The sequence below is a fragment of the Paenibacillus tabacirhizosphaerae genome, assembly GCF_040812395.1.
Classification (GTDB): Bacteria; Bacillota; Bacilli; order Paenibacillales; family NBRC-103111; genus Paenibacillus_E.
On the sequence record NZ_JBFNXH010000003.1, the window covers coordinates 277,055 to 302,576 of the forward strand.

General features: G+C 47.7%; 23 protein-coding genes and 1 pseudogene. 12 read left to right on the forward strand and 12 right to left on the reverse strand.

Annotated features, from left to right (window positions below):
• Positions 1-237 precede the first annotated feature (237 nt).
• Together leuD and leuC are read right to left on the reverse strand one after the other, a co-directional pair.
• The gene (gene leuD, locus ABRS97_RS06990) at positions 238-843 is read right to left on the reverse strand and encodes a 3-isopropylmalate dehydratase small subunit (RefSeq protein ID WP_367812339.1); all 606 of its coding nucleotides are present in this window, start codon (positions 841-843) and stop codon (positions 238-240) included.
• A gap of 46 nt (positions 844-889) precedes the next feature.
• Positions 890-2,311, reverse strand: a complete 1,422-nt coding sequence (leuC, locus tag ABRS97_RS06995) for a 3-isopropylmalate dehydratase large subunit (RefSeq protein ID WP_367812341.1) — start codon at positions 2,309-2,311, stop codon at positions 890-892.
• Positions 2,312-2,572: 261 nt separating this feature from the next.
• On the opposite strand from leuC, the gene ABRS97_RS07000 reads away from it, so the two are divergent.
• The 4 genes and pseudogenes from ABRS97_RS07000 to ABRS97_RS07015 all read left to right on the forward strand — a co-directional run bounded on the left by ABRS97_RS07000 (position 2,573) and on the right by ABRS97_RS07015 (position 4,857).
• A complete protein-coding gene (locus tag ABRS97_RS07000; protein ID WP_367812343.1) occupies positions 2,573-3,466 on the forward strand; it encodes a LysR family transcriptional regulator in 894 nt (297 codons plus the stop codon).
• Between the two features lie 42 nt (positions 3,467-3,508).
• Positions 3,509-3,685, forward strand: a pseudogene (locus ABRS97_RS07005) (helix-turn-helix transcriptional regulator); the annotation flags it as partial.
• A gap of 238 nt (positions 3,686-3,923) precedes the next feature.
• Positions 3,924-4,205 (forward strand): hypothetical protein, encoded by a 282-nt coding sequence (locus tag ABRS97_RS07010; RefSeq protein ID WP_367812347.1) that lies wholly within the window; start codon positions 3,924-3,926, stop codon positions 4,203-4,205.
• Between the two features lie 160 nt (positions 4,206-4,365).
• Positions 4,366-4,857 carry a cysteine dioxygenase gene (locus ABRS97_RS07015; protein ID WP_367812349.1) on the forward strand — a complete coding sequence of 164 codons (492 nt, stop codon included), beginning with the start codon at positions 4,366-4,368 and terminating at the stop codon, positions 4,855-4,857.
• A gap of 58 nt (positions 4,858-4,915) precedes the next feature.
• On the opposite strand, the gene ABRS97_RS07020 is transcribed toward ABRS97_RS07015, so the two are convergent.
• Both ABRS97_RS07020 and ABRS97_RS07025 read right to left on the reverse strand, forming a co-directional pair.
• Complete coding sequence (locus tag ABRS97_RS07020) at positions 4,916-6,298, reverse strand: glycine--tRNA ligase (RefSeq protein ID WP_367812351.1); 1,383 nt, start codon at positions 6,296-6,298, stop codon at positions 4,916-4,918.
• A 376-nt stretch (positions 6,299-6,674) separates the two neighbouring features.
• Positions 6,675-7,475, reverse strand: coding sequence for a carbon-nitrogen family hydrolase (locus ABRS97_RS07025; RefSeq protein ID WP_367812353.1), 801 nt, complete (start codon positions 7,473-7,475; stop codon positions 6,675-6,677).
• A 236-nt stretch (positions 7,476-7,711) separates the two neighbouring features.
• On the opposite strand from ABRS97_RS07025, the gene ABRS97_RS07030 reads away from it, so the two are divergent.
• The 7 genes from ABRS97_RS07030 to ABRS97_RS07060 all read left to right on the forward strand — a co-directional run bounded on the left by ABRS97_RS07030 (position 7,712) and on the right by ABRS97_RS07060 (position 15,451).
• The gene (locus tag ABRS97_RS07030) at positions 7,712-8,914 is read left to right on the forward strand and encodes a pyridoxal phosphate-dependent aminotransferase (protein ID WP_367812355.1); all 1,203 of its coding nucleotides are present in this window, start codon (positions 7,712-7,714) and stop codon (positions 8,912-8,914) included.
• 385 nt (positions 8,915-9,299) lie between these two features.
• A complete protein-coding gene (gene proB, locus ABRS97_RS07035) occupies positions 9,300-10,400 on the forward strand; it encodes a glutamate 5-kinase (protein ID WP_367812357.1) in 1,101 nt (366 codons plus the stop codon).
• 286 nt (positions 10,401-10,686) lie between these two features.
• Entirely contained in the window at positions 10,687-11,949 is a 1,263-nt protein-coding gene (locus tag ABRS97_RS07040; protein ID WP_367812359.1) for a glutamate-5-semialdehyde dehydrogenase, read from the forward strand.
• Positions 11,950-11,973: 24 nt separating this feature from the next.
• A complete protein-coding gene (gene proC / locus ABRS97_RS07045; RefSeq protein ID WP_367812361.1) occupies positions 11,974-12,843 on the forward strand; it encodes a pyrroline-5-carboxylate reductase in 870 nt (289 codons plus the stop codon).
• 48 nt (positions 12,844-12,891) lie between these two features.
• Positions 12,892-14,160: a 2,3-diketo-5-methylthiopentyl-1-phosphate enolase gene (locus ABRS97_RS07050; protein WP_367812363.1), complete on the forward strand. Its 1,269-nt coding sequence runs from the start codon at positions 12,892-12,894 to the stop codon at positions 14,158-14,160.
• Entirely contained in the window at positions 14,157-14,819 is a 663-nt protein-coding gene (locus ABRS97_RS07055; protein ID WP_367812365.1) for a 2-hydroxy-3-keto-5-methylthiopentenyl-1-phosphate phosphatase, read from the forward strand. Before ABRS97_RS07050 ends, ABRS97_RS07055 begins: the two co-directional genes overlap by 4 nt.
• Positions 14,816-15,451 (forward strand): methylthioribulose 1-phosphate dehydratase, encoded by a 636-nt coding sequence (locus ABRS97_RS07060; RefSeq protein ID WP_367812367.1) that lies wholly within the window; start codon positions 14,816-14,818, stop codon positions 15,449-15,451. The genes ABRS97_RS07055 and ABRS97_RS07060 overlap by 4 nt, the downstream gene beginning before the upstream one ends.
• 804 nt (positions 15,452-16,255) lie before the next feature.
• Here ABRS97_RS07060 and ABRS97_RS07065 read toward each other — a convergent pair.
• From ABRS97_RS07065 to ABRS97_RS07100, 8 genes are all read right to left on the reverse strand, one after another.
• The gene (locus ABRS97_RS07065; protein WP_367812369.1) at positions 16,256-16,930 is read right to left on the reverse strand and encodes a DnaD domain-containing protein; all 675 of its coding nucleotides are present in this window, start codon (positions 16,928-16,930) and stop codon (positions 16,256-16,258) included.
• A gap of 39 nt (positions 16,931-16,969) precedes the next feature.
• Complete coding sequence (asnS, locus tag ABRS97_RS07070; protein ID WP_367812371.1) at positions 16,970-18,259, reverse strand: asparagine--tRNA ligase; 1,290 nt, start codon at positions 18,257-18,259, stop codon at positions 16,970-16,972.
• An 81-nt stretch (positions 18,260-18,340) separates the two neighbouring features.
• A complete protein-coding gene (locus tag ABRS97_RS07075) occupies positions 18,341-19,549 on the reverse strand; it encodes an acetate kinase (protein ID WP_367812372.1) in 1,209 nt (402 codons plus the stop codon).
• Positions 19,546-20,418 carry a 3-hydroxyacyl-CoA dehydrogenase family protein gene (locus tag ABRS97_RS07080; RefSeq protein WP_367812374.1) on the reverse strand — a complete coding sequence of 291 codons (873 nt, stop codon included), beginning with the start codon at positions 20,416-20,418 and terminating at the stop codon, positions 19,546-19,548. Before ABRS97_RS07080 ends, ABRS97_RS07075 begins: the two co-directional genes overlap by 4 nt.
• A gap of 204 nt (positions 20,419-20,622) precedes the next feature.
• Positions 20,623-22,128, reverse strand: coding sequence for an AAA family ATPase (locus ABRS97_RS07085; RefSeq protein ID WP_367812376.1), 1,506 nt, complete (start codon positions 22,126-22,128; stop codon positions 20,623-20,625).
• On the reverse strand, positions 22,121-22,651 hold the full coding sequence (locus tag ABRS97_RS07090) for a hypothetical protein (protein WP_367812378.1): 531 nt from the start codon (positions 22,649-22,651) through the stop codon (positions 22,121-22,123). Before ABRS97_RS07090 ends, ABRS97_RS07085 begins: the two co-directional genes overlap by 8 nt.
• Positions 22,652-22,773: 122 nt before the next feature.
• Positions 22,774-23,262, reverse strand: a complete 489-nt coding sequence (locus tag ABRS97_RS07095; protein ID WP_367812380.1) for a cell wall elongation regulator TseB-like domain-containing protein — start codon at positions 23,260-23,262, stop codon at positions 22,774-22,776.
• 26 nt (positions 23,263-23,288) lie between these two features.
• Positions 23,289-24,584 (reverse strand): amidohydrolase, encoded by a 1,296-nt coding sequence (locus ABRS97_RS07100; protein WP_367812382.1) that lies wholly within the window; start codon positions 24,582-24,584, stop codon positions 23,289-23,291.
• Between the two features lie 245 nt (positions 24,585-24,829).
• Here ABRS97_RS07100 and ABRS97_RS07105 point away from each other — a divergent pair, with 245 nt between their 5' ends.
• Positions 24,830-25,456 carry a DUF47 domain-containing protein gene (locus tag ABRS97_RS07105; protein WP_367812384.1) on the forward strand — a complete coding sequence of 209 codons (627 nt, stop codon included), beginning with the start codon at positions 24,830-24,832 and terminating at the stop codon, positions 25,454-25,456.
• Positions 25,457-25,522: the final 66 nt, after the last annotated feature.

Sequence of the window (25,522 nt, forward strand, 5' to 3'; positions counted from 1 at the left end):
CTATGTAATGTCGGAATCAATCAATAATGTCATAATTGGATTAAGAAGTAATCAGCATCTAGAAGCAGCTCTCTCATTATATCAAAATAGTAAAATTACCGACAGCAAAACCTCCGTTCAAACGACATTCTAGTAATCTATTAGACGCGAAGAACTGCCAAAAGTTGCATCCGCAGACGACAAAAAAGCGTGCTAATTGAATGCATCAATTAGCACGCTTTTCATTTGGCATATAACTTATTTATAAGCTAGACGTTGTTGGTGCGCTTCTTCGTATGCTGTAATTTTATCAGCATGTTGAAGGGTCAATCCAATGTCATCCAAACCTTGCAGCAAAAATTGGCGACGGTGCTCATCAAGTTCAAAGTCGATACTTAGACCGTAATCGTCAGACAGCTTGTTGTTCTCCAAATCCACATGCAGCTTATAGCCGTCATATTTTGCTGTGCGCTCAAACAAGTCATTCACTTGCTCTTCAGAAAGCTTCAGCGGCAAAATACCGTTTTTGAAGCAGTTGTTGTAAAAAATGTCCGCATAGGACGGAGCGACGATAACACGAAAGCCGAAATCTTGGATCGCCCATGGCGCATGTTCACGGGAAGATCCACAACCGAAGTTCGCTCTGGAGATCAGAACGGAAGCTCCTTGGTAACGATCTTGGTTTAATGGGAAGCTTTCGATTACGTTGCCCGCTTCATCCCATCTCCATTCGAAGAAAAGGAATTGTCCAAAGCCGGAACGCTCGATTCTTTTCAGAAATTGCTTAGGAATAATTGCATCTGTATCTACATTCACACGATCTACCGGGCCTACAAGGCCGGTGTGTTGTTTAAAAGCTTCCATAGTGACATTCTCCTTTACTATACCTGGTACCTATAATCAACCGTAGTTATGCTTGTTGGTATTCTTTAATTTCCCAATCGCGCACATCGAAGAAATGACCTTTGATTGCAGCTGCTACAGCCATTGCCGGAGATACGAGATGCGTACGTCCGCCGCGGCCTTGGCGGCCTTCGAAGTTACGGTTGGATGTGGATGCGCAGCGTTGTCCCGGTTTCAGAACGTCAGGGTTCATAGCCAGACACATCGAGCAACCTGCATCGCGCCATTCAAAACCAGCTGCTGTGAAAATTTTGTCCAAGCCTTCTTTTTCAGCTTGAATTTTGACACGGCCTGAGCCTGGTACGACAATTGCCGTTACGCTAGGATCTACACTGTAGCCTTGTGCGATTTGGGCAGCTGCGCGGAGATCTTCAATCCGGCCATTTGTACAAGAACCGATGAAGACGTAGTCGACTTTCAGTTCAGTCATTGGCGTTCCTGGTGCTAAATCCATATATTCAAGCGCTTTTTCAGCCGCTTTACGTTCGTTTTCGGTTTCGAAGCTTTGCGGATCTGGAACCAATGAAGTAACGCTAGTTCCCATACCCGGGCTTGTTCCCCAAGTTACTTGCGGAATCAAGGAATCCGCATCGAAATCGACTGTCCAGTCGTAGGAAGCTCCCTCGTCGGTTACATAGTGTTTCCACTGTTGTACGGCAGCGTCGAAGGCAGCGCCTTGCGGCACATATTCACGGCCACGCAGGTAGTTGAATGTCGTTTCGTCAGGAGCAATCAATCCTGCTCTTGCGCCGGCTTCAATGGACATGTTGCAAACTGTCATGCGCTCTTCCATGGAAAGACCGCGGATTGCTTCACCTGTATACTCAATAACATAGCCAGTCGCAAAGTCAGTACCATACTTGGCAATAACGCCAAGAATCAAATCTTTAGCTGTTACGCCTGGTTTCAGGTTGCCTTTAATACGAACTTCCAATGTTTTCGCTTTGGATTGCTGCAGCGTTTGAGTAGCAAGTACGTGTTCAACTTCGCTCGTACCAATACCAAATGCAAGTGCGCCGAAAGCTCCGTGCGTAGACGTATGGCTATCGCCGCAAACGATTGTTTTGCCTGGGTGTGTAAGACCAAGCTCAGGCCCCATAACGTGAACAACACCTTGATCAATGCTGTCTAGATCGAACAGCGTAACGCCGAAATCACGGCAGTTTTGAGAAAGCGTATCGATCTGTTGTTTGGAAATCGGATCTGTAATGTTGAAGCGATCTTTCGTTGGCACATTATGATCCATCGTTGCGAAAGTCAGATCCGGTCTGCGAACTTTACGTCCCGACAAACGAAGACCTTCGAATGCTTGTGGTGAAGTAACTTCATGCACCAGTTGCAAGTCAATATAAATCACGCTAGGCTTGCCAGCCTCCTGGTGAATGACGTGATTTTCCCAAATCTTTTCGAACATCGTTTTTTTACTCATATCCAGTCACCTCTTGTCATTGTCCGCTCTTAAATACTTACTTGTATTACCCTCATAACGTATACTAGCACGGATTAAGTCATAGTTCCAAGATATAATAACTATAAGGTTCATAGGAGTTTCCTATAAAACAAAATTGGTTAAAGGTGTTATTTGATTGCGTGTTCATATAATAAAGCTCTGTTTTGTATTATAATGAGGAGGTTCATAGGTACAACCAATAAAGCAAACGATCTTCATATAAAAGGAGACCCTATACCGATGGAATTACGCCAGCTGCAATATGCCATCCAAATCGCTGTGGAGCGCAATTTCTCACGCGCTGCGGAGAAACTGCACATCGCCCAACCTTCGCTTAGCCAGCAGTTATCCAAGCTAGAGAAAGAGATCGGTGTTCTGCTCTTTCAGCGCAGCACCAATTCCGTTGAGCTTACCCATGCAGGCTCTCTGTTTGTCGAAAAATCTCAAAAAATTCTTGACATGGTTGAGATGCTAAAGAAAGAGATGGAAGACATTTCACAAATGAAAAAAGGGCGGCTTGTCGTTGGCAGCATGCCAATTACCGGCTCGACGATCCTTCCGTTCGTCGTACCTGTATTTCAAGCAACCTACCCGGATATCGAAATATCGCTTGTCGAGGAAACTTCAGCCAATCTTGAGTCGCTTACCAGCAATGGTCAAACCGATATCAGCTTGCTCTCGCTCCCACTTCGGGAAGACTCCCTTGTTTATGAGACGCTGCTGGAAGAAGAAATCGTTCTCGCAGTCCCCCCCCAGCACCCATTAGCTGCAAGCAAAGTGCCAGTGCGCATCGAACAATTGGAGAAAGAAGCCTTTATTGCTTTGAAAAAAGGCCAAGGATTCCGCAAGCTTACCTTAGAACTGTGTCAGCGCGCTGGCATCACGCCGAATATTGTGTTTGAGTCCAGCAATATGGAAACGGTGCAATCCCTTGTCGCAGCTGGAATGGGCATCGCATTCGTCCCATATCTGATCTCGAGACGAAGCTTTAGCGAGTTATCTCCCGTTCATCTCCCTCTAGAGGGCCGCCCCGCGAGAACGCTTGTTATTGCCTATAAGAAAGGCAGATATATTTCCAAGGCAGCTGAAGCTTTTGTTTCAACGATGAAAGAAGTCATGGGCGGTATCGTGTAACCGTATCGAATAACCATCCACATCCATTTGGAGGCAACTGTAGTGAATAAGACACAACGTTTAATTCAACTCATGATGGCTGTAAATGAGCGCATGCAGTTCACAGTTAAAGAAATGGCAGATGAGTTTGGCGTTTCCGAAAGAACGATGCACCACGATCTGCAGGAACTAAGTGAGATGGGCATGCCGCTTTATACGGAATTTGGACCTCGCAGCGGATAACGATTATTGAAGAAACGGATTTTTTGGCGCCTTTTTGGGAGCAGCCCATGAAGCATTGGGACAACATGTTTCAAGCAGGCTTGCGCGCTCAAATGGTTTCCAGCCGCTGTGCCATGACTAGCTTTTTCTTGAACAGAAGCGCGGATTAATTATTAATACGGGTGTCAAATCCGATATTGGCGGCAATTATCCTGTTAATGTGTTTTACGACACGGTCAAGCTTGCAGTTGTAAATATGACTCGCATGATGTCAATCAACCTCAAAGCAAATGAGATCGGTGTAACGGCTCTTGCTCTTGCACCTGGATGGATGCGTACGGAAGCCGTGTATAAGCACTATGGGCTCAAAAACGGCGACCCTGAATTCATGAAGATCGCTGACTTCAAGCAACGGAATCGGTCTAATACATTGGTCGAGCTGTTGTCGCGCTTGCCTCTGATCCACAGGTGCATGCAAAAACAGGTCTTCTTTTCGAGGCAGGCTCGCTTGCCACAGAGTATGGCTTTACGACATTGACGGCAGACAGGTGTCTCCATTTCGTTTGTAGCAATAATTGGTTTCAAGGTAAATAAACCTATTCACCTAATCCTGCATATCATATATCAAAAAAATTTATTAATATCCCATTATTTTCTGATATTACTAAAGAGATATTTGTCCACAGGAGGCGAAAACCATGCCACTACTCCAAGCCATTGAACAGACTTTCAGTAATTTGAATGAACCCACGATTGAAACAATGAAAGCAGCTATACTCACATTGGATAATCTACTTGCAGCGACCCCAACGTATATGACGGAACCAACGTTTCTTCCCTATGGCAGGAATGTAGTATTTAGCGGCAAGGAGCTAGAAGTGATTGTCATTCATATCCCAGCGAATCGGGCTACCTCAATCCATAACCATGGTTTGTCCATCGGTACGGCATATGTAGTCGAAGGCTCCCTTATCAATACCACCTTTACCTTGGATTTAGAAGGCTACCCCCTCACCGAACATGATAACCTTATTCAAGCCGGACAATGTATCGAAGCACCCGCCGGACAAATTCATCAGCTAAGCAATCCTTTCCACGAACGTGCGATTTCGCTGCATGTCTATTCTCCACCGCTTCGAAGCGTGAAACGCTACTTGACTTATTGTGAAACACTTGATTTTAGCATTTGAAAAAAAACCCTAATCCGCGCGCTTGACCGCGTGAATATAGGGGGTTGTTTTTTTACAATTAGAACTGCAATTTGCTTTCGATGAACGCTTTGAGTTCGCTAATCGGCATACGCGTTTGTTCCATGGTGTCACGGTCACGAACAGTAACTTGACCATCTGTTTCGGACTCAAAGTCATACGTAATGCAGAATGGCGTTCCGACTTCGTCATGGCGACGGTAACGTTTGCCAATCGAACCTGCATCGTCATAATCGACCATAAAGTGCTTCGCAAGATCTGCGAATACAGCCTGAGCGCCTTCGGCCAGCTTCTTCGACAGCGGGAATACGGCTGCTTTGATCGGCGCAAGTGCCGGATGGAAACGAAGCACCGTACGGCTGTCATCGCCTTCCAACTGTTGCTCCTCGAATGCATCGATCAATAGCGCTAAAGTAACGCGATCCGCACCAAGTGAAGGCTCGATACAATAAGGAATATAACGCTCGTTCGTCTCTTGATCGATATAGTTGAAATCTTCGCCGGAATGCTCCATATGCTGTTTCAAATCAAAGTCTGTGCGGTCCGCGATACCCCATAGCTCGCCCCAGCCGAATGGGAATTTGTACTCGATATCGGTAGTCGCATTACTATAATGGGACAACTCATCGTCATTGTGGTCGCGCAATCGGAGATTGTCCGGATTCGCGCCTAAGGAAAGCAGCCAGTTATGGCAGAAGCTTCTCCAATACTCAAACCATTTCAAATCTTCGCCTGGTTTGCAGAAAAATTCTAGCTCCATTTGTTCAAACTCACGTGTACGGAACGTAAAGTTCCCGGGCGTGATTTCGTTGCGGAAGCTTTTACCGATTTGGCCGATACCGAAAGGCAGCTTTTTGCGCATCGTCCGCTGCACGTTTTTGAAGTTCACGAAAATACCTTGTGCGGTTTCAGGACGCAGGTAAACTGTATTGGCGCTTGACTCTGTCACGCCTTGGAACGTTTTGAACATCAAGTTGAATTGGCGAATATCCGTGAAATCCTTGCTGCCGCAATCCGGGCAAACAATATCGTGTTCCTTGATAAGATCAGCCATTTGGTCAAAAGTCATGCCATCGACGATGATCTCGATATCTTTTTCAGCCAGTTTACCTTCGATCAATTTGTCGGCGCGATGGCGTGCTTTACACTGTTTACAGTCGATCATTGGATCGTTGAAGTTGCCCACGTGACCGGAAGCAACCCAAGCTTGCGGGTTCATCAAAATCGCCGCGTCGAGCCCTACGTTGTATGGGGATTCCTGAATAAATTTTTTCCACCAAGCGCGCTTGATGTTATTTTTCAATTCGACGCCAAGCGGACCGTAATCCCATGTGTTCGCCAAACCGCCGTATACCTCGGATCCTGGAAATACAAAACCTCTGTGTTTCGCTAACGCTACGACTTGCTCCATAGTAACACTCATGCCACAATTCTCCTTCATCTAAGCAAAATGGGTCTGTCGACCGGTAACTCCGCCCCGGGTGGTGAGCGCAAAAAAAGACTCATCATCCAAAGGCATCAAAAATGCCTAGGGACGAGAGCCTTACGCACCCGCGGTTCCACCCTAGTTGATACGCTGAATCCTACCCGCGCATCCCCTTTATCGAATTGGCTCCGAATTGCCTTTTCCTTGAAATTCATCTCTGGGCTCTCACCGTCCCCAGCTCGCTGAACATGAAGGGTTTCAAGTACTATTCATCCATCACAGCCACAATTGTCATGCAATTGGCTTTAGTGTACAGAAAAACAAAAAAAAAATCAAATGATGTTTGTTATTTCATAACAATTTCACAAAAAGCCTAATACAAATGAGGACGACGATCCTCGAAAACAGGAATCTTTCCGCGCACGCGCACAACCTCATTCAAATCAATCGTTGCATGCAGGACGGCTTCACGCTCATCGCCCTCGACAAGCACTTCACCCCAAGGATCGATGACCATGGAATGACCGAAAAAGTTTGTCGTACCGCTTGTGCCTACGCGATTGCAAGAGACGACATACATTTGATTCTCAATCGCTCTTGCCATGAGCAGCGTACGCCAATGATGCAGCCTCGGATGCGGCCATTCGGCCGGCACGAATAAGATTCTCGCGCCATCCAGCGCTAATTTGCGCGCTAACTCGGGGAAGCGAATATCGTAACAGATCATCGCGCCTGCCGGTACGCCTTCCAGTTCAAATCGGCCGAGTTGATCACCGCTATGCAGAAACTTTTCTTCATCCATGAGGCGAAACAGGTGTATTTTGGAGTACTCGGCAATTTCTTGGCCTTGGCGGTCGAACGCATAAATGGTATTCAACACCTGATCCCCTCTTTTATCGGCAATAGAGCCTCCGATGAGGTTGACGCTATGTTTCTGGGCAAATTCACTTAAAAAAGCTTTCGTACGCGCCCCGTCCTGGTCCGCTAAATGATGAATCTCCGTCAAGGCATAGCCCGTGTTCCACATCTCGGGAAATACAATGACATCCGGTTTCACTTCCGCAGAAACGGCTTCAGTCAGAAGCTTATTCAATCGTGTGTAGTTCGTATCCGGATCACCGATGGCGATATCCATTTGAATAAGAGCAATATGCAGTGTATGTGTGTCCTTCATAGCGAGGACTCCTTCCAATTAGCAAACTATTTTTTCTACTATTTTAGACGAATTGCGCGATGAACTCAATTAGGATTAAACGTGTGGGATTGATTTTTTGAATCAGCTTGAAAAAAAGTTTTTCGTCATCAGGGTTGTTATAACTACTAAGAATTTTCCCATTATGATAAATTAATAGAATCATGGTATATTAATGGTATTATGTAAATCCCGACCTACGGAGTGTGATTTGACTCGTGAACAACTTATCTCGTACGCAAACCCCTTTTTCCATACAGCCAGCGGATCGCATGCAGGGACTTCCGACACAATTTTTTGCGACACTCGTGCGCAAAGCTAACGAACAGATCGCCCAAGGGCATGATGTGATCAATTTGGGTCAGGGCAATCCAGACCGTCCGACGCCCCCGCATATTGTTCAATCCATGCAGGAAGCTGCCGCAAATCCTCTTTACCATAAGTATCCACCTTTCAGCGGATTTCCGTTTTTGAAACAGGCGGTTGCTCAGAGTTATAAAGAAGATCATAACGTCGATCTAGACCCAGAAACCGAGGTCGCTATTCTTTTTGGCGGCAAAACAGGGTTGATCGAGATCGCCCAGTGTCTGCTCAATCCTGGAGACGTTTGTCTCGTTCCCGATCCCGGTTATCCTGATTATTGGTCAGGCGTCGCACTTGCCGGCGCCGAAATGGCGTTCATGCCGCTCAAAGAAGACAACAACTATTTGCCCGACTATTCCGTTCTGAAGGAAGACGACTTGAAACGTGCGAAGCTGATGTTCATTAATTATCCGAACAATCCGACTGGCGCAACCGCTCCCGCTTCTTTCTATCAGGAAACCGTCGACTTCGCGCATAAGCACGGCGTCGTTGTTGCTAGCGATTTCGCTTACGGCGCGATCGGATTTGACGGTCAAAAGCCTGTAAGCTTTCTGTCAACGCCAGGAGCGAAAGAAGTGGGCGTAGAGTTCTACACCCTTTCCAAAACTTACAACATGGCTGGCTGGCGCGTTGGATTTGCGCTAGGCAACCGCGAAATTATTCGTTTGATCAACTTGATGCAGGATCATTATTACTGCTCGCTCTTCGGCGGTATCCAGGTTGCAGCGACGACAGCGCTAACCGGTCCGCAAGATTGCGTGACAGAGCTGCGCGATGTTTACGAAAGCCGCCGCAATGCGCTCTACACGTCCCTGACCAGCATCGGCTGGAAAGCAACCCCGTCGCAGGGCTCCTTCTTCTCTTGGCTGCCTGTGCCGAAAGGTCATACCTCAACGAGCCTTTCAGACCTGCTGCTGCAAGAAGCAAAGGTTGTAGTTGCTCCAGGCGTAGGTTTTGGAGCGCATGGCGAAGGTTATGTCAGACTCGGGCTGCTTTCGACGGAAGACCGCTTGGAAGAAGCGGTGCAGCGAATCGGTAAGCTGAATTTGTTTAATTAAAAATTAACAATGAGCGGGGCAGCCGATCCTTTACAAAGGCTTGTACCGCGTGCTATTCTAGATAGAATAAAAAAGGGAGCCTGCAAATGGCTTTCATATCGCAACGTTATGATGGGAATAGTAGGAAGCGTGCTGCACGCGCAGAGAGTAAGCTCCACCGGCTGAGAGAGCTTACCGTGAACCGATTCCGAACCCGCCCCTGAACGGTCAACGATGAGTTGAACAGCCCCCTGCTGTTATATAGGGAATCTAAAGTTGGGTGCAGCCTTTTCAGCATGCGCCAATCTAAGGTGGTACCGCGGAAGCTACAGACTTTCGTCCTTATGTTATGAGGACGGAAGTCTTTTTTCATTTACATATTTGGAATCAAAAGGATGGGATTGTTATGACTAGGCGCATCGTCGTCAAAATCGGCAGCAGCTCTTTAACTTCAGATACAGGCGGGCTCAATCCGGATAAAATTCGTTTTTTTGCTGCGGAGCTTGCGCGCCTCCAGAAGGACGGCAACCAAGTGCTGCTCGTTACATCCGGCGCCGTTGCCGCAGGCTTCACCTCCCTCGGCTATCGTACGCGGCCAAAGGCGCTTCACGAGAAGCAAGCCGCAGCCGCGGTCGGCCAAGCACTGCTCATGCAGGCGTACCACGAGGCGTTTGCCTCGCATGGTGTTGGCGTCGCGCAAATACTGCTGACGCGCTACGATTTCTCCAACCGCAAGCGTGTGCAAAACGCGCTGATGACCATCGACGAACTGCTGCAACGCGGCGTCGTCCCGATTATCAACGAGAACGACACCGTATCGGTGGGCGAGCTCAAGTTCGGCGACAACGACACGTTGTCGGCACTGGTCGGTAATCTGGTCAAAGCCAGCAGATTGATCATTATTACAGATATGGACGGTCTATACACCGACGACCCCCGCAAAAACGCGAGTGCGCAGCGCATCGAGCGCGTTGACGCCATCAGCGATGAGCTGTTCAGCTTCGCTGGCGGCTCTGGGAGCGCGGTCGGCACAGGCGGCATGCGCTCCAAAGTCGAAGCCGCCCGCATCGCGATGCGCGGGGGCGTGCCGGTCTTCATAGGGCGCGTAGTCGAGCCCTATGACCTGCAGCTTGCCGTGGACGACCGTGGCAAGGGCACTTATTTTGACACGGCGATGGATAACCTGCCGGTCAAAAAGCAGTGGGTGGGCTACCATTCGCTCCCCCAAGGGCGAATCATCGTCGATCAAGGCGCCAAGGCGGCGCTCGTCGATGGCGGCAAGAGCCTGCTCCCCGCCGGCATCACCGCCGTTGAGGGCGAGTTCCACCCCGGCGATGTCGTCGAGGTGGTTAGCACTGACAACACGCTGCTCGGCCGCGGTGTCGTCAACTACGCGGCTTGGCAGCTGCAAGCCGCCGCTGGTTTATCGACCGACGAGGTGCAGAAACGCCTCGAGGTTGTTCGTATTGAAGTGATCCACAGGGACGAATGGATTCCTCTGCCTTGAGTGGTTTGGGTAATTCCTTCTTAATTATTCAAGGTTTAAAGGAAATTGAGTGCGTTATTAAGTCATTAAGCCATATTCATGGTCATTTCGCGGAACTATGATGCGTTATTCCAAGATTTTGATGCAGAAATCCTTGTTTTTGCCTGCAATAACGCACTCATGTTCCGCCAATTCTTTCAACAAGTCCGTTTAGCTCACAATAGCGTACTGTAGTTCCTTTTAAATATAGAACAGTACGAGCTTCAGCTTCATAGCTTACTCGTGCACTGTCAATCATTTTTCACATATGGAGGAAAAACCGATGAGTGAAGTTGTACAAAAATCTAAGCTTGCCAAGCAAGCCGCCCAATCCATGGGCAACCTGACAACCAAGCAGAAAAACGAAGCCTTGCTTCTCATGGCAGATGCACTGGTGACTGAGCAGCAAGCCATTATAGAAGCTAATGCGAAGGATTTGCAGCGCGGCAAGGAATCCGGCACGAGCGCTTCCTTACTGGATCGTCTCGCACTCAATGAAAACAGAATCGCCGCTATGGCAGAGGGGCTTCGCCAAATTACCGAGCTTCCCGATCCAATCGGGGATACGCTAGAGTCGTTCGAGCGTCCCAATGGCCTGCGCATTCAAAAACTTCGGGTTCCGCTGGGCGTTATCGGCATTATTTATGAAGCAAGGCCAAATGTTACGGTTGATGCTGCGGGATTATGCCTGAAAACCGGCAATGCGGTTGTCCTGCGCGGCGGATCTTCCGCTTTATTTTCAAATGAAAAAATTATTCAAGTGCTCCAGGAAGCGCTAAGCCGCTCCTCGATCCCTGTCGATGCGCTGCAGCTCATTCTTAGTTCCGACCGCTCATCCGTAGATGAAATGTTGAAGCTGAATGGCCTTATCGATGTTCTCATTCCTAGAGGCGGACACTCTCTCATACAAAATGTTGTCAATAACGCATCGGTTCCTGTCATTGAAACAGGCGCTGGTGTATGTCATACTTTTATAGACGAAAGCGCGCAGTTGGACATGGCTATCCGTATTGCTGTAAATGCTAAAGCGCAGCGTCCATCTGTTTGCAATGCCATGGAAACCATGATCGTTCATGAAGCTTTTGCTGATCAACATTTAAAAGCGCTGGCAGACGCCTTTCAAAACGTTCATGTCGAGCTAAGAGGCGATGACCGCTCTAGAGCCCTAGTTCCTTCTATGAAAGTTGCCGAGGCTGATGATTGGGGCACCGAGTATGGAGATTATATCCTTTCGGTTAAAATTGTGCGTAATCTTGATGAAGCTATCACTCATATTCGTATGTATGGCACCATGCATTCCGAGTGCATTGTGACAGAGAATGCCGCTAATGCCGAACGGTTCCTGCAGGAAGTTGATGCGGCTGCCGTGTATCACAATGCGTCGACGCGTTTCACAGACGGCTTTGAATTCGGTTTTGGCGCTGAAATCGGCATTTCTACACAAAAGCTGCACGCTCGCGGGCCTATGGGACTGCCTGCCCTCACATCAACGAAATTCCGCGTCTATGGAAGCGGCCAAATACGAGAATAACACACCCCAAGGAGGTTCAGATCGATGTCTTTAACCTTATCTCAAGCTAAAATTGCCTTTGTCGGAGCAGGCTCCATGGCAGAAGCGATCTTCCGCGGGCTGATCGAACGCGAAGTCGCCACACCTCAGCATATATATGTGATGAATCGTTCCAATCAAGCAAGAATGGAGCATATCCGCTCCGAGTACGGCGTCCATACAACTTCTGACGCTGCCACAAGAGAAGCCTACATTCGAGAAGCCGATGTTGTCGTGCTTTGCATGAAACCCAAAGATGTGGAAGCTTCTTTTGCGGATTTGCAGCCGCTTCTTAACGAAAAACAGCTGCTTGTGTCCGTTATCGCCGGTTTATCCATTGCCAAGATTGAACATCTGCTGCAAACGCGTATGCCGATCGTAAGAACAATGCCAAATACATCCAGTACGATTGGTCTTGGCGCTACCGGAATGAGCTTCTCCACTGCCGTGAATGAGCCGCTGCGACAACTGGCAACGCAAATGTTTGAAGCCGTTGGTATCGTCAGCATTGTAGAAGAATCAAAAATTGAAATTGTAACAGGCTTGTCAGGCAGCGGCCCCGCATATGTGTACTATTTCATGGAGGCTATGACAAAAGCCGGTATCGAAGGTGGCCTCACCGAAGAAAATGCCCGAAAATTAACGCTGCAAACCGTGTTAGGCGCTGCCCACATGGTGCAGATCACCCAAGAAGACCCAGCCGAGCTGCGCCGGAAGGTCACTTCGCCGAACGGCTCCACACAAGCTGCGATCGAAGTTCTTGACCGCTACCAGTTCGCCGAAGGCATCGAGCGCGCTGTTTTCCGTTCCGCAGATCGCACCAAAGAAATGGGTGAACAAATCGCAGCTGCACCCAGTTCAAGTGTGCAATCATAATCGACAGCATGTGAAATAACCCCTACTCCTATTAGGCAGGTGAATAGAATGAGTAATTATTGCTTAGCCACATACCGCGCTTTCGATGAGAAAGCCGATTTTCATAAAAAGGCAAACGGCATCGCAATCGGTCTCACCGTAGGTAGTTGGACAGAACTTCCTGAAACGCAAAAAGCGCAGATGGAAAAACACTTGGGCAAGGTCGTTTCCGTTGAGGTGCACGAACCTGTTGCAGGACAAGGTCCATCCGAACGCTACGCAGACATTCAAATTGCTTATCCGGATGTTAATTTCAGCCGTGATATCCCTGCTTTGCTGGTTACCGTATTCGGAAAACTATCCATGGATGGCAAAATCAAGCTAATTGATTTGTCCTTCTCTTCCGATTTTCTTGCTGGATTTGCAGGCCCTAAATTCGGTATGCAGGGCGTACGGGACCTTCTCGGCGTACACGATCGCCCACTGCTCATGAGTATTTTCAAATCCGTTGTCGGTTATGACCTGCCCGCGCTGCGAGAACAATTTTATTTGCAGGCCGCCGGCGGTGTTGATCTAATCAAAGACGACGAAATTTTGTTTGAAAATCCGTTAACTCCACTGGAGAAACGCATCGAAGTTTGTCTGGACGCAGCTGCGCAAGCAACCAGAGAAACCGGTCAGAAGCTGCTCTATGCGGTCAATTTGACCGGTCCGACGTTCAAGCTGGCCGCGCAAGCCAAGCGAGCAATAAACGCAGGCGCAAATGCCTTGCTTTTCAACGTACTTGCCTATGGATTCGATGTCCTGCATGAATTAAGCTCGGACCCGGAAATAACAATTCCTATTATGGCGCATCCTGCCATGGCTGGAGCTACGTATCCGTCTCCGCATTACGGCATGTCTGCATCTGTTTTGCTCGGAAAATTAATGCGGCTCGCCGGTGCGGACTTAGTGCTTTTCCCTTCTCCGTACGGATCCGTGGTCATGCCGAGAGAAGAAAACCTCGCCATCAAACACGCGTTGCTGACCAGCGATCTGCAGCAGGATTATGCGTATGGAGCTGCTGCTGGTGCCGCATTAAAGCTTGCTGCAAGCTTCCCTGTGCCTTCTGCCGGGATACACCCTGGACTTGTCCCTCTCATCCTGCGAGACTTCGGCGGCGATGTTGTGGTGAACGCAGGCGGCGGCATCCACGGCCATCCGCTTGGCACTATTGCCGGTGGGCGCGCTTTCCGTCAAGCGATTGACGCGAGCCTGCAAGGAATTACCTTGCGCGAATTTGCCCTGACACATCCAGAGTTACAAACCGCTATTGACACTTGGGGGAATAAAGAATGAGCAAGCAGCGCATCATCTTTTGCGACTTTGACGGCACGATCACCGTCAACGATAACATCGTGGCGATTATGAAACATTTTAACCCCCCAGGCTGGGATGCACTGGTTCAGCAACTGCTTGACAAAAAAATTTCCATTCGTGAAGGCGTTGGCGCGATGTTCGCCCTCCTGCCGACATCCCGCAAGAAGGAAATCGTCGATTATGCCATTGGCAATGCCAAAATCCGCGATGGATTCGGCGAGTTTGTCTCGTTCTGCAAAGAGCAAAACATCACGCTGCTCATTACGAGCGGAGGCATCGATTTCTTCATATATCCGCTGCTTCAACCATTTGGGATACCAACGAATCATATCTATTGCAATGCCAGCTCGTTCGAGGGCAGCACCATTGAAATTTTATGGCCAAACCGCTGTGACGAGCATTGCCGCACCGACTGCGGAATGTGCAAAACGAGCATCATACGTTCCTACGACTCCAAGCAATATGAACGCATTATTATTGGTGACAGCATCACCGACTTTGAAGGGGCAAAGCTTGTGGATACCATATTCGCGAGATCCCATCTGATCGAGATGTGTGAGCAGCTGAATTATCCGTATCACGCTTTTGATACGTTCTTTGATATAATGAAACAACTGGAGGCTGAACCGGTAGCATGAGTATTCTATTGGAAGAAAAACAGCGCGCATTCGCGCAGCTGCGTGATATTAAAGCAAATTTGGCCGCAAGAGGCTGGTTTCCTGCAACGAGCGGCAATCTGTCTATTCGCGTAGGCGGCTTCGAGCCTGACGCCTTTACGTTTGCTATCACCTCAAGTGGCAAAGATAAATCGGTACAAACGCCGGAGGATTTCCTGCTAGTCAATGAGAAAGGCCAGCCTACCGATGCGACAAGCTTAAAACCATCCGCCGAGACGTTAATTCATAGTGAAATCTATCGGTTAACAGGCGCGGGCGCTATTTTTCATGTTCATACGATTTTTAATAACCTGATATCTGAATTGTATGCAGAGCGCAAAAGCATTCCCGTCAAAGGCGTTGAGCTTATTAAGGCATTCAATATCTGGGAAGAGGATATTCAGATCGAAATTCCAATTTTGCCAAACTACGCTGAAATCCCTCGGATTGCTGAATTAGTGGAAGGCGCTATTGTCCCTCGTATTCCAGGGATTGTTCTTCGCAACCACGGCATTTATGCTTGGGGCGCTAACGCTTTCGAGGCGAAGCGTCATTTGGAAGCCTTTGAATTCCTGTTCGAATATGTGTACCACTCCCATTTATTGCATAAATAATGCTGAATTTCGATGAGCGCATTTCAATTCTTATCTTTTAGAAAGACGAAAAACCTGAGGTTTGTGCCTCAGGTTTTTGTCTAAACCCATACGTTTGAGCATGGGGAGGGAAAAGGGAAAGGGGTTCCATCCGCTATCGCTATTCCACCCCTTTCCCTTTTCTGTTCTACTTCGTGCTGTCTTCTACTTCCCTTTAACTACCCTGTCTTCCATCCAGTTTTCCTAATGAACACCCCTGTAAGATTCAAGATTCCGGGGACAACTCGCCTCCGCGAGATTCGCAAGGAAACCGGAGGAGGTACTTCCGGACCGCCTATTCCCCATGCACAGCGATATCGACGGAACTACGATGTCTTATTCCGCGGTAATGTCCCTTTTCTCCCCCTGAAGCGGAACTAGGGTGCGTTAAATGAGCGATACTGTGCCAACAACCCAGCATTTCCTGCTCATAACGCACGGTAGTTCCGCAAAATGTCCCCACAACCGAAAATACCGCCTCTTAACGCACCCACGTTCCACTCATCCATGCAAAAAGACGACCTATCGCCGATAGAGGCGATATTTCAATACTCAAACCAGCTGTGGCACTTCCAGATCTTCTACATCCATCCTATCAAATGCTCCTACCACACGATGCGTGGTGAATCTGTCCGCTCTGTGAGCTCGTCACACACCATACCTGACGACATAATACACTTACATTTAGAAAGGGTATCCCTAACGTTTTAGTTCTGTAAAGGATTTAAACATGTTGTTAAAAAAACGTCCTACCTTCCATTTCTGGAAAATAGGACGTTTTCTTTTCTACCGAGACTGTCGGAAACGCTGCGAATACTCTTTCGCTTGTTCCACGGTCGCCACCCGATTTCGGCTCCACTCCAGTAAAATCCGGTCGATGTAACGAAAGTACACTTTGCCGGCAAAGACGGCTTCCTTTAGCGCTGTCAGAATCAGCTCTTCCCGGTATAGATCTTTATCCAGCCAACCGCTGATTGTTTCCAATTCCATGGGCGTTAACGGACGCGCAAATTCTTTTTCAAAAGTGGTGTAAATATCCTTCGCAGCGGTATCCGCATGAATAGGCACACGTTTCGCTGCTAAGGTTTCCTGCTCGATAAGGAGCTGAGCCAACTTCTGATGCAGCGGCAACAAATTGTACCTCTCATACCGCATCCCCGTGGCTGCCTCTGTCTCTTCATCAATCGTAATGAACTGCTCGTTGAGCAGCTTTTGCAAGCTTGCAATGACTTGGTCTGGCGATGCTGACATACGCGCTTGAATTTCCTCGATGGTTGGAAAGTCATACTTCTCTTTTTCCAAAAAGGAAATCAATTGAATAATCGTCATTACTTCGATTTCACTCAGCTTTAGCAGCCGGTAATTCTTCAATAGAAGCGTCGGCACCGCAACACTGCCCTCTTTCAAGCCAATGATAAGGGCTGATTCCAGTAATTTAAGCTGTGTATCCTGTCTACTCATCTGAACCCCTCCCTTTTTACCAGTGGTTGATAAAAACGTCTACGGGTACAGGCGATATAGAAGACGTGGGAACGGAATCGTTTCGCGTACATGATCCAAACCGCAAATCCAGGCAACCGTCCGTTCAAGTCCTAGTCCGAATCCGGAATGCGGCACAGTACCGTATTTGCGCAGATCAAGGTACCATTGATACGCTTCTTTCGATAGTTCATGCTCCGCGAAGCGCTGCTCCATCAGTTCAGGATCGTCGATTCGCTGACTGCCTCCGATAATTTCTCCGTAGCCTTCCGGCGCTATCATATCTGCGCAAAGTACGACCTCTGGACGATTTGGATCCGGTTTCATGTAGAACGCTTTGATTTCCGTCGGCCAATGGGTAATGAACACAGGCGTCTCATATTGCGCCGCGATAGCTGTTTCATGCGGCGCACCGAAATCTTCGCCCCATTCGAATTCATGTCCATTCGCTTTGAGAAATGCAACAGCTTCGTCGTAGGTAAGACGCGGGAAACTGCCTTTAATTTTCTCCAGCTTGGATGTATCGCGCTCCAACGTTTCAAGCTCCTGTGCACAGTTGGCCAGCACCGTTTGCACGATGTGAGAAACAAACTGCTCTTGAATGTCCAGATTTTCTTCGTGATTCACGAACGCCATTTCCGGCTCTATCATCCAAAATTCGATGAGATGGCGGCGCGTTTTGGATTTCTCAGCACGGAATGTCGGACCGAACGAATACACGCGCCCAAGCGCCATTGCCGCCGCTTCCATATACAGTTGACCGCTTTGTGTCAGAAAGGCATCCTCATCAAAATACTTTGTGTGGAACAAATTCGTTGTCCCCTCGCACGAGGATGGCGTCAAAATCGGGGGATCCACGAGATGGAATCCGCGCTCATTGAAAAACTGCTGCACCGCCTGAATAATTTGGGCGCGTATTACGAGAACCGCTCGTTGACGAGGGCTGCGAATCCAAAGATGGCGGTTATCCATCAGGAAATCGACCCCATGTTCTTTCGGCGAAATCGGATAATCCTCAGTGATCTGAATGATTTCCAAGCCTGACACATCAAGTTCGAATCCGCCTTTACTGCGCGTATCCTCTTTCACCGTGCCTGTTACGAACAAGGAGCTTTCTTGCGTTAACTTGGATGCAGCATCCCAAACTTCTTCGCTGACATCGCTTTTTACGACTACGCCTTGCATATATCCGGAACCGTCGCGCAGTTGGAGGAATTGAATTTTCCCGCTTGAGCGCTTCTTGTTCAGCCAACAGCCAATCGTCACCGACTCGCCAACATGATGCTTAACCTCACGAATCGTACACTTCATCTAACTTTCAAGCCTCCTGTAACACCCGGAACATCCGGTTTTTGAACCTCATCTTTATTGTACACTATTTCCACAAAAGAATCAGTTCGCTTGCTCCTGCACCAAGGCATACGTATCGCGCGCAATCATCCATTCTTCGTTCGTTGGGATGACCAGTACCTCAACCTTCGAGCCCGCCTTGGAAATGCGTCGTTCCTGCCCTCTGCCCATTCGGTTTGCTTCCGTATCAAATTCGATGCCAAGAAATGACAAATGATTGCAAACGGTTTCGCGAAGCAGCTCGGAATTTTCGCCGACTCCAGCGGTAAACACAATAGCATCGATGCCATTCATCGCAGCAGCATATGCTCCGATATATTTGCGTAGCCGATATTCGTACATATCAAAAGCAAGCTGGGCATTCTTATCGCCCGCTTCAAGTGCCTCTACAATCTCCCGCATATCGCTGCTGATGCCGGAGATCGCTTGCAGCCCGCTGTGCTTGTTCAACATGGAGCTGATCTCGCTCATCGTCAGATCCTCCTTGCCCATCGCATAAGGCACGATGGCAGGGTCTAGATCGCCGCTGCGCGTACCCATCATAAGCCCTTCGAGTGGAGTCATTCCCATGCTCGTATCGACCGATTTACCGCCTTGAATAGCGGTGCAGCTGGCCCCATTGCCGATATGGCAGGTGACGACTTTAAGCTGCTCCAATGGGCGGTTAAGGAAGAGCGCGGCGCGCTCGCTCACATACTGGTGCGAGGTGCCATGAAAGCCATAGCGGCGCACTTTGTGCTTCCGGTACAGCGCCATCGGCACCGGGTAGAGGTAAGCTTGCGCCGGCATCGACTGATGGAAGGCGGTATCGAATACGACGACCTGCGGCACGTCAGGCATATTGGCCTCCACCGCCGCGATGCCAAGCATATGCGCCGGATTGTGCAGCGGCGCGAGATCGAAGAGCCGCTTGATCTCCCGCTTCACCGCATCATCGACGATGACGGAGCTCTTGAACGATTCGCCGCCGTGCACTACGCGATGGCCAACGGCGTCGATCTCCTGAACGGAGCTCAGAACGCCATGTTCGCGATGTACGAGCTTGTCCAGCACTTTGCGAATCGCCGAAGTGTGTTCCAGGATTTCACTAACCTCAGTCACCTCGGCCTTGTTCGTCGGCTCATGGGTCAAAATCGCAGTTTCCATGCCGATTCTCTCCACTTTACCTTTCGCGAGAACGGATACATCTTGCATATTAAATAACTGATATTTGAGCGAGGAACTCCCCGCGTTAATGACCAGGATGTTCATAGACGATCACCATCCTTATTATAGCGGAAAAAGCCCTCGCCTGTTTTCACACCTAAATGTCCTGCGCGAACCATTTGCTTCAATAAAAAAGAAGGGCGGTATTTAATGTCTCCGAAGTCGCGAAACATCCCATCCAGCGCGGAATGAACAGAGTCCAATCCAAAGCGGTCGCACATTTCCAGCGGTCCATAACGGAAATCATAGCCAAGACGCATCGCATTATCGATATCTTCTGCAGAAGCAACGCCTTCTGAGAGCGTATGCAAGGCTTCGTTAATTAGCGTGCAAATTAACCTGGTTGTAATGAACCCGGGCGATTCATTCACTTTAATGCTTTTTTTCTGAATCAACTCATCCACAAAGTTGCGTGTTTGAGCAAAAGTTTCATCCGATGTTTTCATGGCTCTAATAATTTCGACCAAATCAATCTTTGCAACAGGATGTAGAAAATGAAGGCCGATAATCCGCTCGGGACTCGTTGTAACGGCTGCAATTTCCGTGACACTTAAGGTAGACGTATTGCTGGCTAAAATGATTGACGGTGGACAGATTTGGTTGAGTTGAAAAAACACGTGTTTTTTTGCATTTAAATCTTCCGTAATTGTCTCAATGACCATATCGCAGGTTGCCATTTCCTGAAGCGAAATTGTTGTTTTGATTTTTAACAAAATCAACTTTTTCTCAGCTTCTGTCAATGCCCAACGCTCTAATTGTTTATCCAGGCTGGCCGTAATCATGGCTAATGCGCGATCCGCTTTTTCTTCTGTTTTTTCAACAAGCAGCACTTCCATGCCTCTCGCTGCAAGCATCTCGGCGATCCCCTGCCCCATCGTGCCTCCGCCTACTACCCCAATCGTTTTGAATGCCATGCTCGTTTCTCCTTCTCCACTTCAAGTTGTCTATGTCCACAGCACTGATTTATGATCTCTAACTCATTATTATCATACTAGTTTTGTACCGGCATTTCATCCGAATACGCAAAAATTCATGAGCATTTCAAAACTTCGACACATTTTGGGCACGAACATGCCGGCAAAAAAATAAACCGCTGACTCTTGGGTCAGCGGTCATGCTTATGCAGTTTCAGCAACTTGCATTTCTAATAACTTGCGGAATGAATTTCCGGAGAGCACTTCCTCTTTCATCAAAATATCAAAAGAATGGTCAAACACGCGGCGCTGCTGTTCCAGCAGTTCTTTGGTGCGCAGCATGAGCGCATCCATGATCGCCGTGTTCTCTTTCATGAGCTGATCTTTCGTTACCATCTCACGATCCATAATGCCTAGTGCTGTTAATCCGGAATCCATCATATTGCGAACCATCGATAACGCTTGTTCAAAATCATTGCGCGAGCCTGTACTGCGGCCTCCGTAGAAAATCTCTTCAGCCGCTGCTCCGCCTAATGCAATCATAATCTGCTCTTCGATATAATCCTTCGTATATAAATAATGATCTTGAGGCGGATTATGCCGGACATATCCCAATGCTTTCCCGCGAGGGCTGACCGTTACTTGAGAGACACTTCCGGGACGAACGAGTTCTGCGACAATCGCATGTCCAAGCTCATGATAGGCTACTCGCTCTTTCTCTTCCCGAGTTGCTTCCTTGTCTGTTCTTTCGCCCATCATCACTTTATCAATGGCCGACGCAAGATGCTGCTGCTCAATTTCAGACTTTTCTTCACGCAGCGCATAAATAGCCGCTTCATTCAGTACACTTTCCAACTGGGCTCCGGAAAATCCGAAGGTTTGTTCCGCTATGGCATCCAAGGAAACTTGTGCCGCAAGCGGTTTATTCTTCACGTGAATATCAAGGATGGACAAGCGGCCTTTTTTATCAGGTAAATCCACATCGATGTGGCGGTCGAAACGGCCCGGACGCAATAATGCGCTGTCCAGCATTTCCTTCCGATTCGTCGCAGCCATAATCAGAATGCGCGGCGCATCTGTCGTATGAATACCGTCCATTTCGGTCAACAATTGATTCAACGTTTGATCATATTCACGGTGCTGCCCGCCATCGCGTTTACCGCCAATGACATCAATCTCATCAATGAAAATAATCGCGCTCTCTTTACCTTCTTTCGCAGCACGAGTGCGCGCTTCTTTAAATAGATCACGTACACGGCTTGCACCAACGCCAACGTACATTTCAACGAATTCACTGCCGGATGCAGCCATATAGACCGAGTTCGTATAGTGTGCGGCTGCTTTCGCCATCAACGTTTTCCCAGTTCCCGGAGGACCTGTTAACAGAATCCCTTTCAAAGGGCGAATTCCTAACTGTTTAATCTGATCATGCTTAATCAGAAAATCGAGTGCTTCCATCAATTCTCGTTTGGCACGGTCTTGACCGCCGATTTCGTCGAAAGTTAAATAAGATGGCGTTCGATTTTTACTTTTCCGATCGCTGCCGCCTGCCGAAATGCCGACACCGCCGCGGCTCCGAATCATAAAAAACAACGAAACCCCCAGCACGGCCACAAACAACAAAGGAATCACATTCACGCCTACAAAGGCTAAGAAAATGAGAAGAACGGGAACAAAACCAATTCCTATTTCTTTATAAATTTTACTCATTCGGCCACACTCCTATCTGAGAAGATCTAGGGAGCATTACGAATTTCGTTGATTCACCATCCGAGAGCCGTATATAGACATACGAATTGTCCATTTCACTATCCACTTTCATATTCGGAACATCTGCCGCATATTTCTGCAATGTAGCCGGAATATCCGCATAATGCTTCGTTTCCATCGCTTGTGCAACCTCAAATAGAGCTTTCGACCACCATGCTTCAAGCTTTGCAGATGGGGTTCCCGTCACTTCAACATGGATCGTACGTTTGCCGATAACAGACGAACCCTCCGTTTGAATTTGATTCACAATATCACGTAAATTCGCGTCAGGTTTTAAAGTCAAATCAATATTCACTTCATTGCTGTCAAACTTCATCGTAGAGCTTACCACACCGGGAGCTTTGCCGATGATATCAGATAAAGGATTTTCCATAGCTAGACTTGTATATGCAAACCAACCACCGAATAATACTGCGGAAGAGACAATCACACTCAGGACAACAGGTAAGAGACGTAGCTTCATCAGACAACGTCCCCCTTTCTATAATCTATTTTGTTAACTCGTCGCTTTTGCTATACGCCTAGTATATCATTCAGTATAGATGATTGCCCTATGAAAAGAGTGGAAACATAAAAAAACTCAGCCTATTGCAAGCTGAGTCGATACGTATCCATATAAGTGCCATCTTTAAAATTATAATAATCATAGAAATATCTCGTGCCGGTCTCGTCCTGCTTTTTATAGAAGACTTCCCACACGTAGACATTGCCTAGCTTTCCTGGAAGCACGCGCTGCACCTGATAGTCGAGTCCTTTTTTCAGCATCAATTCACGCACCTGCGCTTCGGTAAATGCATCATCAGTCATTTCTGTATGGACATCATTGCCATAAACCCAAACTAAAACAGATTGACCGACTTTATCTTCACCATAGATAATCTTAAAAGGATCATCGCCATAGAACGATTCCACTCGGCTAGCTTTTGTCAGAATCGACTTTTCATACGCAATTTCAACAGCCTTACTGTTCTCATCCCAATGTTCATTCTGAACGTCCAAGTAAAAGCGGCTCAGAACAACACCAAGTGTTAATAAGATGAATACACTGAGCGCCACTGTTCTTTTCCAATTCACTAACCGCTCTCCTCTCAAAATGACGTTTATCCAATCAATTTATTAAAGCATTGCTCAAACTCTCGTTTGATTTTTTCTTCATCCAGCGTCAAACATACGCCTTTTTGAACGATCCAATTTCCGTCTACGCACACATCAACTACATCATTTGCTGAAGCAGAGTAAACAATATGTGAAACAAAATCGGTTTTCGGCAAGAAATGCGGTTGATCGATATCCAACGCGATAAAATCAGCCTTCATCCCTGGCGAGAGCTGCCCCACATCCTGCAGCCAAATAGATTCTGCCCCCATCACAGTGCCCATCTGAAGTGCTTCAGCGGCAGGAACAGCTGTAGGATCACCTGATACGCCTTTATGAATTAAAGCAGCAAGACGCATTTCTTCAAACATGTCCAAATTGTTGTTGGATGCTGCGCCATCTGTTCCTAGCGATACTTTCACACCGGCACGCAGCAGTTCAGGCACTCGGGCAACACCGCTGGCAAGCTTCAGGTTGCTTCCTGGATTATGCGAGACGCGCACATCGTATTGTTTTAAAAGTTGGATTTCTTCATCTGTGAGGTGCACGCCATGCGCAACTAGCGTCGGTCTTGAGAATACGCCGAGTTTCTCCAAGTGAGCGACAGGTCGAAGACCGTATTGATCCACATTCGCTTGAACTTCGCGGCTTGTTTCCGACATATGCGTATGAATCGGCAAGTTCAAATCATGCGCTGCTTGCACAATTCGTTCAATATAGTCGGGCGGACATGTATAAGGCGCATGTGGAGACATCATTGCAGTAATACGTCCATTCGCTTGACCATGCCAGCTTTGTGCAAATTCAATTGCTTCTTTCAGCTTGGCATCTTGCACATCAGGAGGACATAACCCGATCACCCCGCGGGTCAGTACGCCGCGCATCCCTGATTGTTCAATGCCCTTTGCCACCTCATGCATATGATCGTACATGTCGACAATAGTCGTCGTTCCGCCTTTTATCATCTCGACAATGGAAAGCAGCGTACCCCATTTCACGTCCTGGGAGCTGAACTTCGCTTCCATCGGCCACATTTTCTCTTCCAGCCAAATCTGCAGAGCGAGATCGTCGCCATAACCACGGAGCAATGACATGGCCGCATGGCCGTGCGTATTAACAAGACCCGGCATATAAAGCTTATTCGTCCCATCAATCAACTCATCATAATTTTCTTTCGGTTCAGGTGCTTGCTCACCTATGTATGTAATACGGTCGCCTTCTATGACCATGCAGCCTTTAACTGAATTTTTTTCTTCATTAGTTGAAATAAATATTCCGTTCGTAATTAATGTTTTTTTCATACTAAAGTTTCCTCTCTCTGCTCATTATATAGATAAGATCTGCTTTTCCAACTGTACAACTTCGGGCTAGTAAAATCAAGAAACTCCGATATGTTGAGAAATTGTAAAATGACACCGAATTAACGTTGCTTTCAATAGATATATTATGATATTTTTAATTCCGTGAGTTTTTTCTACAATTTGGTCTAATTATGTTGTAAATTCGATCAAAATCTTGTACATATAGAAAAATTTAGGAGGCATTTATGACAACGCTATTCACGAAAAAAGGCGAGATCGATTTTTTGCAGCTATTAATCCGCTCAGCTGAGAATGGACTCAAGACGGCGCAATTGTTTCGAACTGCCATGATGGGGGACAAACCGCCTGTCGAGTACGTCAAAGCTATTAATGATCTGGAACACGAAGGCGACTCGATTACGCACGAAATTTTCAAAGGCTTGAACAAAGTGTTCATTACCCCTCTGGATCGTGAAGACATTATGGAGCTGGCTTCCAAGCTGGATGACGTGACTGATGGCATTGAAGCGACGATCGCGCGTTTTGACTATCTCAGCGTTTCTTATACAGATTCGTATATGAAAGAATTTTCTGCCGTCATTGTGGACTCCTGCCAGCACATGCTGGATGCGTTCAAATTGCTGGCTAAGAAAAAATATATGCAAATCCCCGAACATACGGTAGCGATTAACAGCCTCGAAAACGATGGCGATCGCTTGATGCGCGAAGGAATTCGCCAAATTTTCATCGCTCGCAAAGACCCCTACGAGGATTTCAAGCTAAAAGAAATTTATGAACGGCTAGAAGAAACGACTGACGCCTGTGAAGATGTAGCTAACATTCTTGAAAGCGTGGTTCTTCGCTATTCATAAGGCTCATCTGTGGCGCCTTGCATACGAAGGAAACTCAGCTTTATGCTTACGACGCTAGTTTTCTCG

Coding starts and splice junctions, on each gene's coding strand:
- ABRS97_RS07090 (WP_367812378.1), bottom strand. CDS start 22,651: ATGAAGCTACGTCTCTTACCTGTTGTCCTGAGTGTGATTGTCTCTTCC.
- ABRS97_RS07020 (WP_367812351.1), bottom strand. CDS start 6,298: ATGAGTGTTACTATGGAGCAAGTCGTAGCGTTAGCGAAACACAGAGGT.
- leuD (WP_367812339.1), bottom strand. CDS start 843: ATGGAAGCTTTTAAACAACACACCGGCCTTGTAGGCCCGGTAGATCGT.
- ABRS97_RS07000 (WP_367812343.1), top strand. CDS start 2,573: ATGGAATTACGCCAGCTGCAATATGCCATCCAAATCGCTGTGGAGCGC.
- ABRS97_RS07060 (WP_367812367.1), top strand. CDS start 14,816: ATGAGTATTCTATTGGAAGAAAAACAGCGCGCATTCGCGCAGCTGCGT.
- ABRS97_RS07055 (WP_367812365.1), top strand. CDS start 14,157: ATGAGCAAGCAGCGCATCATCTTTTGCGACTTTGACGGCACGATCACC.
- proB (WP_367812357.1), top strand. CDS start 9,300: ATGACTAGGCGCATCGTCGTCAAAATCGGCAGCAGCTCTTTAACTTCA.
- leuC (WP_367812341.1), bottom strand. CDS start 2,311: ATGAGTAAAAAAACGATGTTCGAAAAGATTTGGGAAAATCACGTCATT.
- ABRS97_RS07075 (WP_367812372.1), bottom strand. CDS start 19,549: ATGAACATCCTGGTCATTAACGCGGGGAGTTCCTCGCTCAAATATCAG.
- ABRS97_RS07065 (WP_367812369.1), bottom strand. CDS start 16,930: ATGAGTAGACAGGATACACAGCTTAAATTACTGGAATCAGCCCTTATC.
- ABRS97_RS07105 (WP_367812384.1), top strand. CDS start 24,830: ATGACAACGCTATTCACGAAAAAAGGCGAGATCGATTTTTTGCAGCTA.
- ABRS97_RS07080 (WP_367812374.1), bottom strand. CDS start 20,418: ATGGCATTCAAAACGATTGGGGTAGTAGGCGGAGGCACGATGGGGCAG.
- ABRS97_RS07100 (WP_367812382.1), bottom strand. CDS start 24,584: ATGAAAAAAACATTAATTACGAACGGAATATTTATTTCAACTAATGAA.
- ABRS97_RS07025 (WP_367812353.1), bottom strand. CDS start 7,475: ATGAAGGACACACATACACTGCATATTGCTCTTATTCAAATGGATATC.
- ABRS97_RS07040 (WP_367812359.1), top strand. CDS start 10,687: ATGGAGGAAAAACCGATGAGTGAAGTTGTACAAAAATCTAAGCTTGCC.
- ABRS97_RS07015 (WP_367812349.1), top strand. CDS start 4,366: ATGCCACTACTCCAAGCCATTGAACAGACTTTCAGTAATTTGAATGAA.
- ABRS97_RS07010 (WP_367812347.1), top strand. CDS start 3,924: ATGACTCGCATGATGTCAATCAACCTCAAAGCAAATGAGATCGGTGTA.
- proC (WP_367812361.1), top strand. CDS start 11,974: ATGTCTTTAACCTTATCTCAAGCTAAAATTGCCTTTGTCGGAGCAGGC.
- ABRS97_RS07085 (WP_367812376.1), bottom strand. CDS start 22,128: ATGAGTAAAATTTATAAAGAAATAGGAATTGGTTTTGTTCCCGTTCTT.
- asnS (WP_367812371.1), bottom strand. CDS start 18,259: ATGAAGTGTACGATTCGTGAGGTTAAGCATCATGTTGGCGAGTCGGTG.
- ABRS97_RS07050 (WP_367812363.1), top strand. CDS start 12,892: ATGAGTAATTATTGCTTAGCCACATACCGCGCTTTCGATGAGAAAGCC.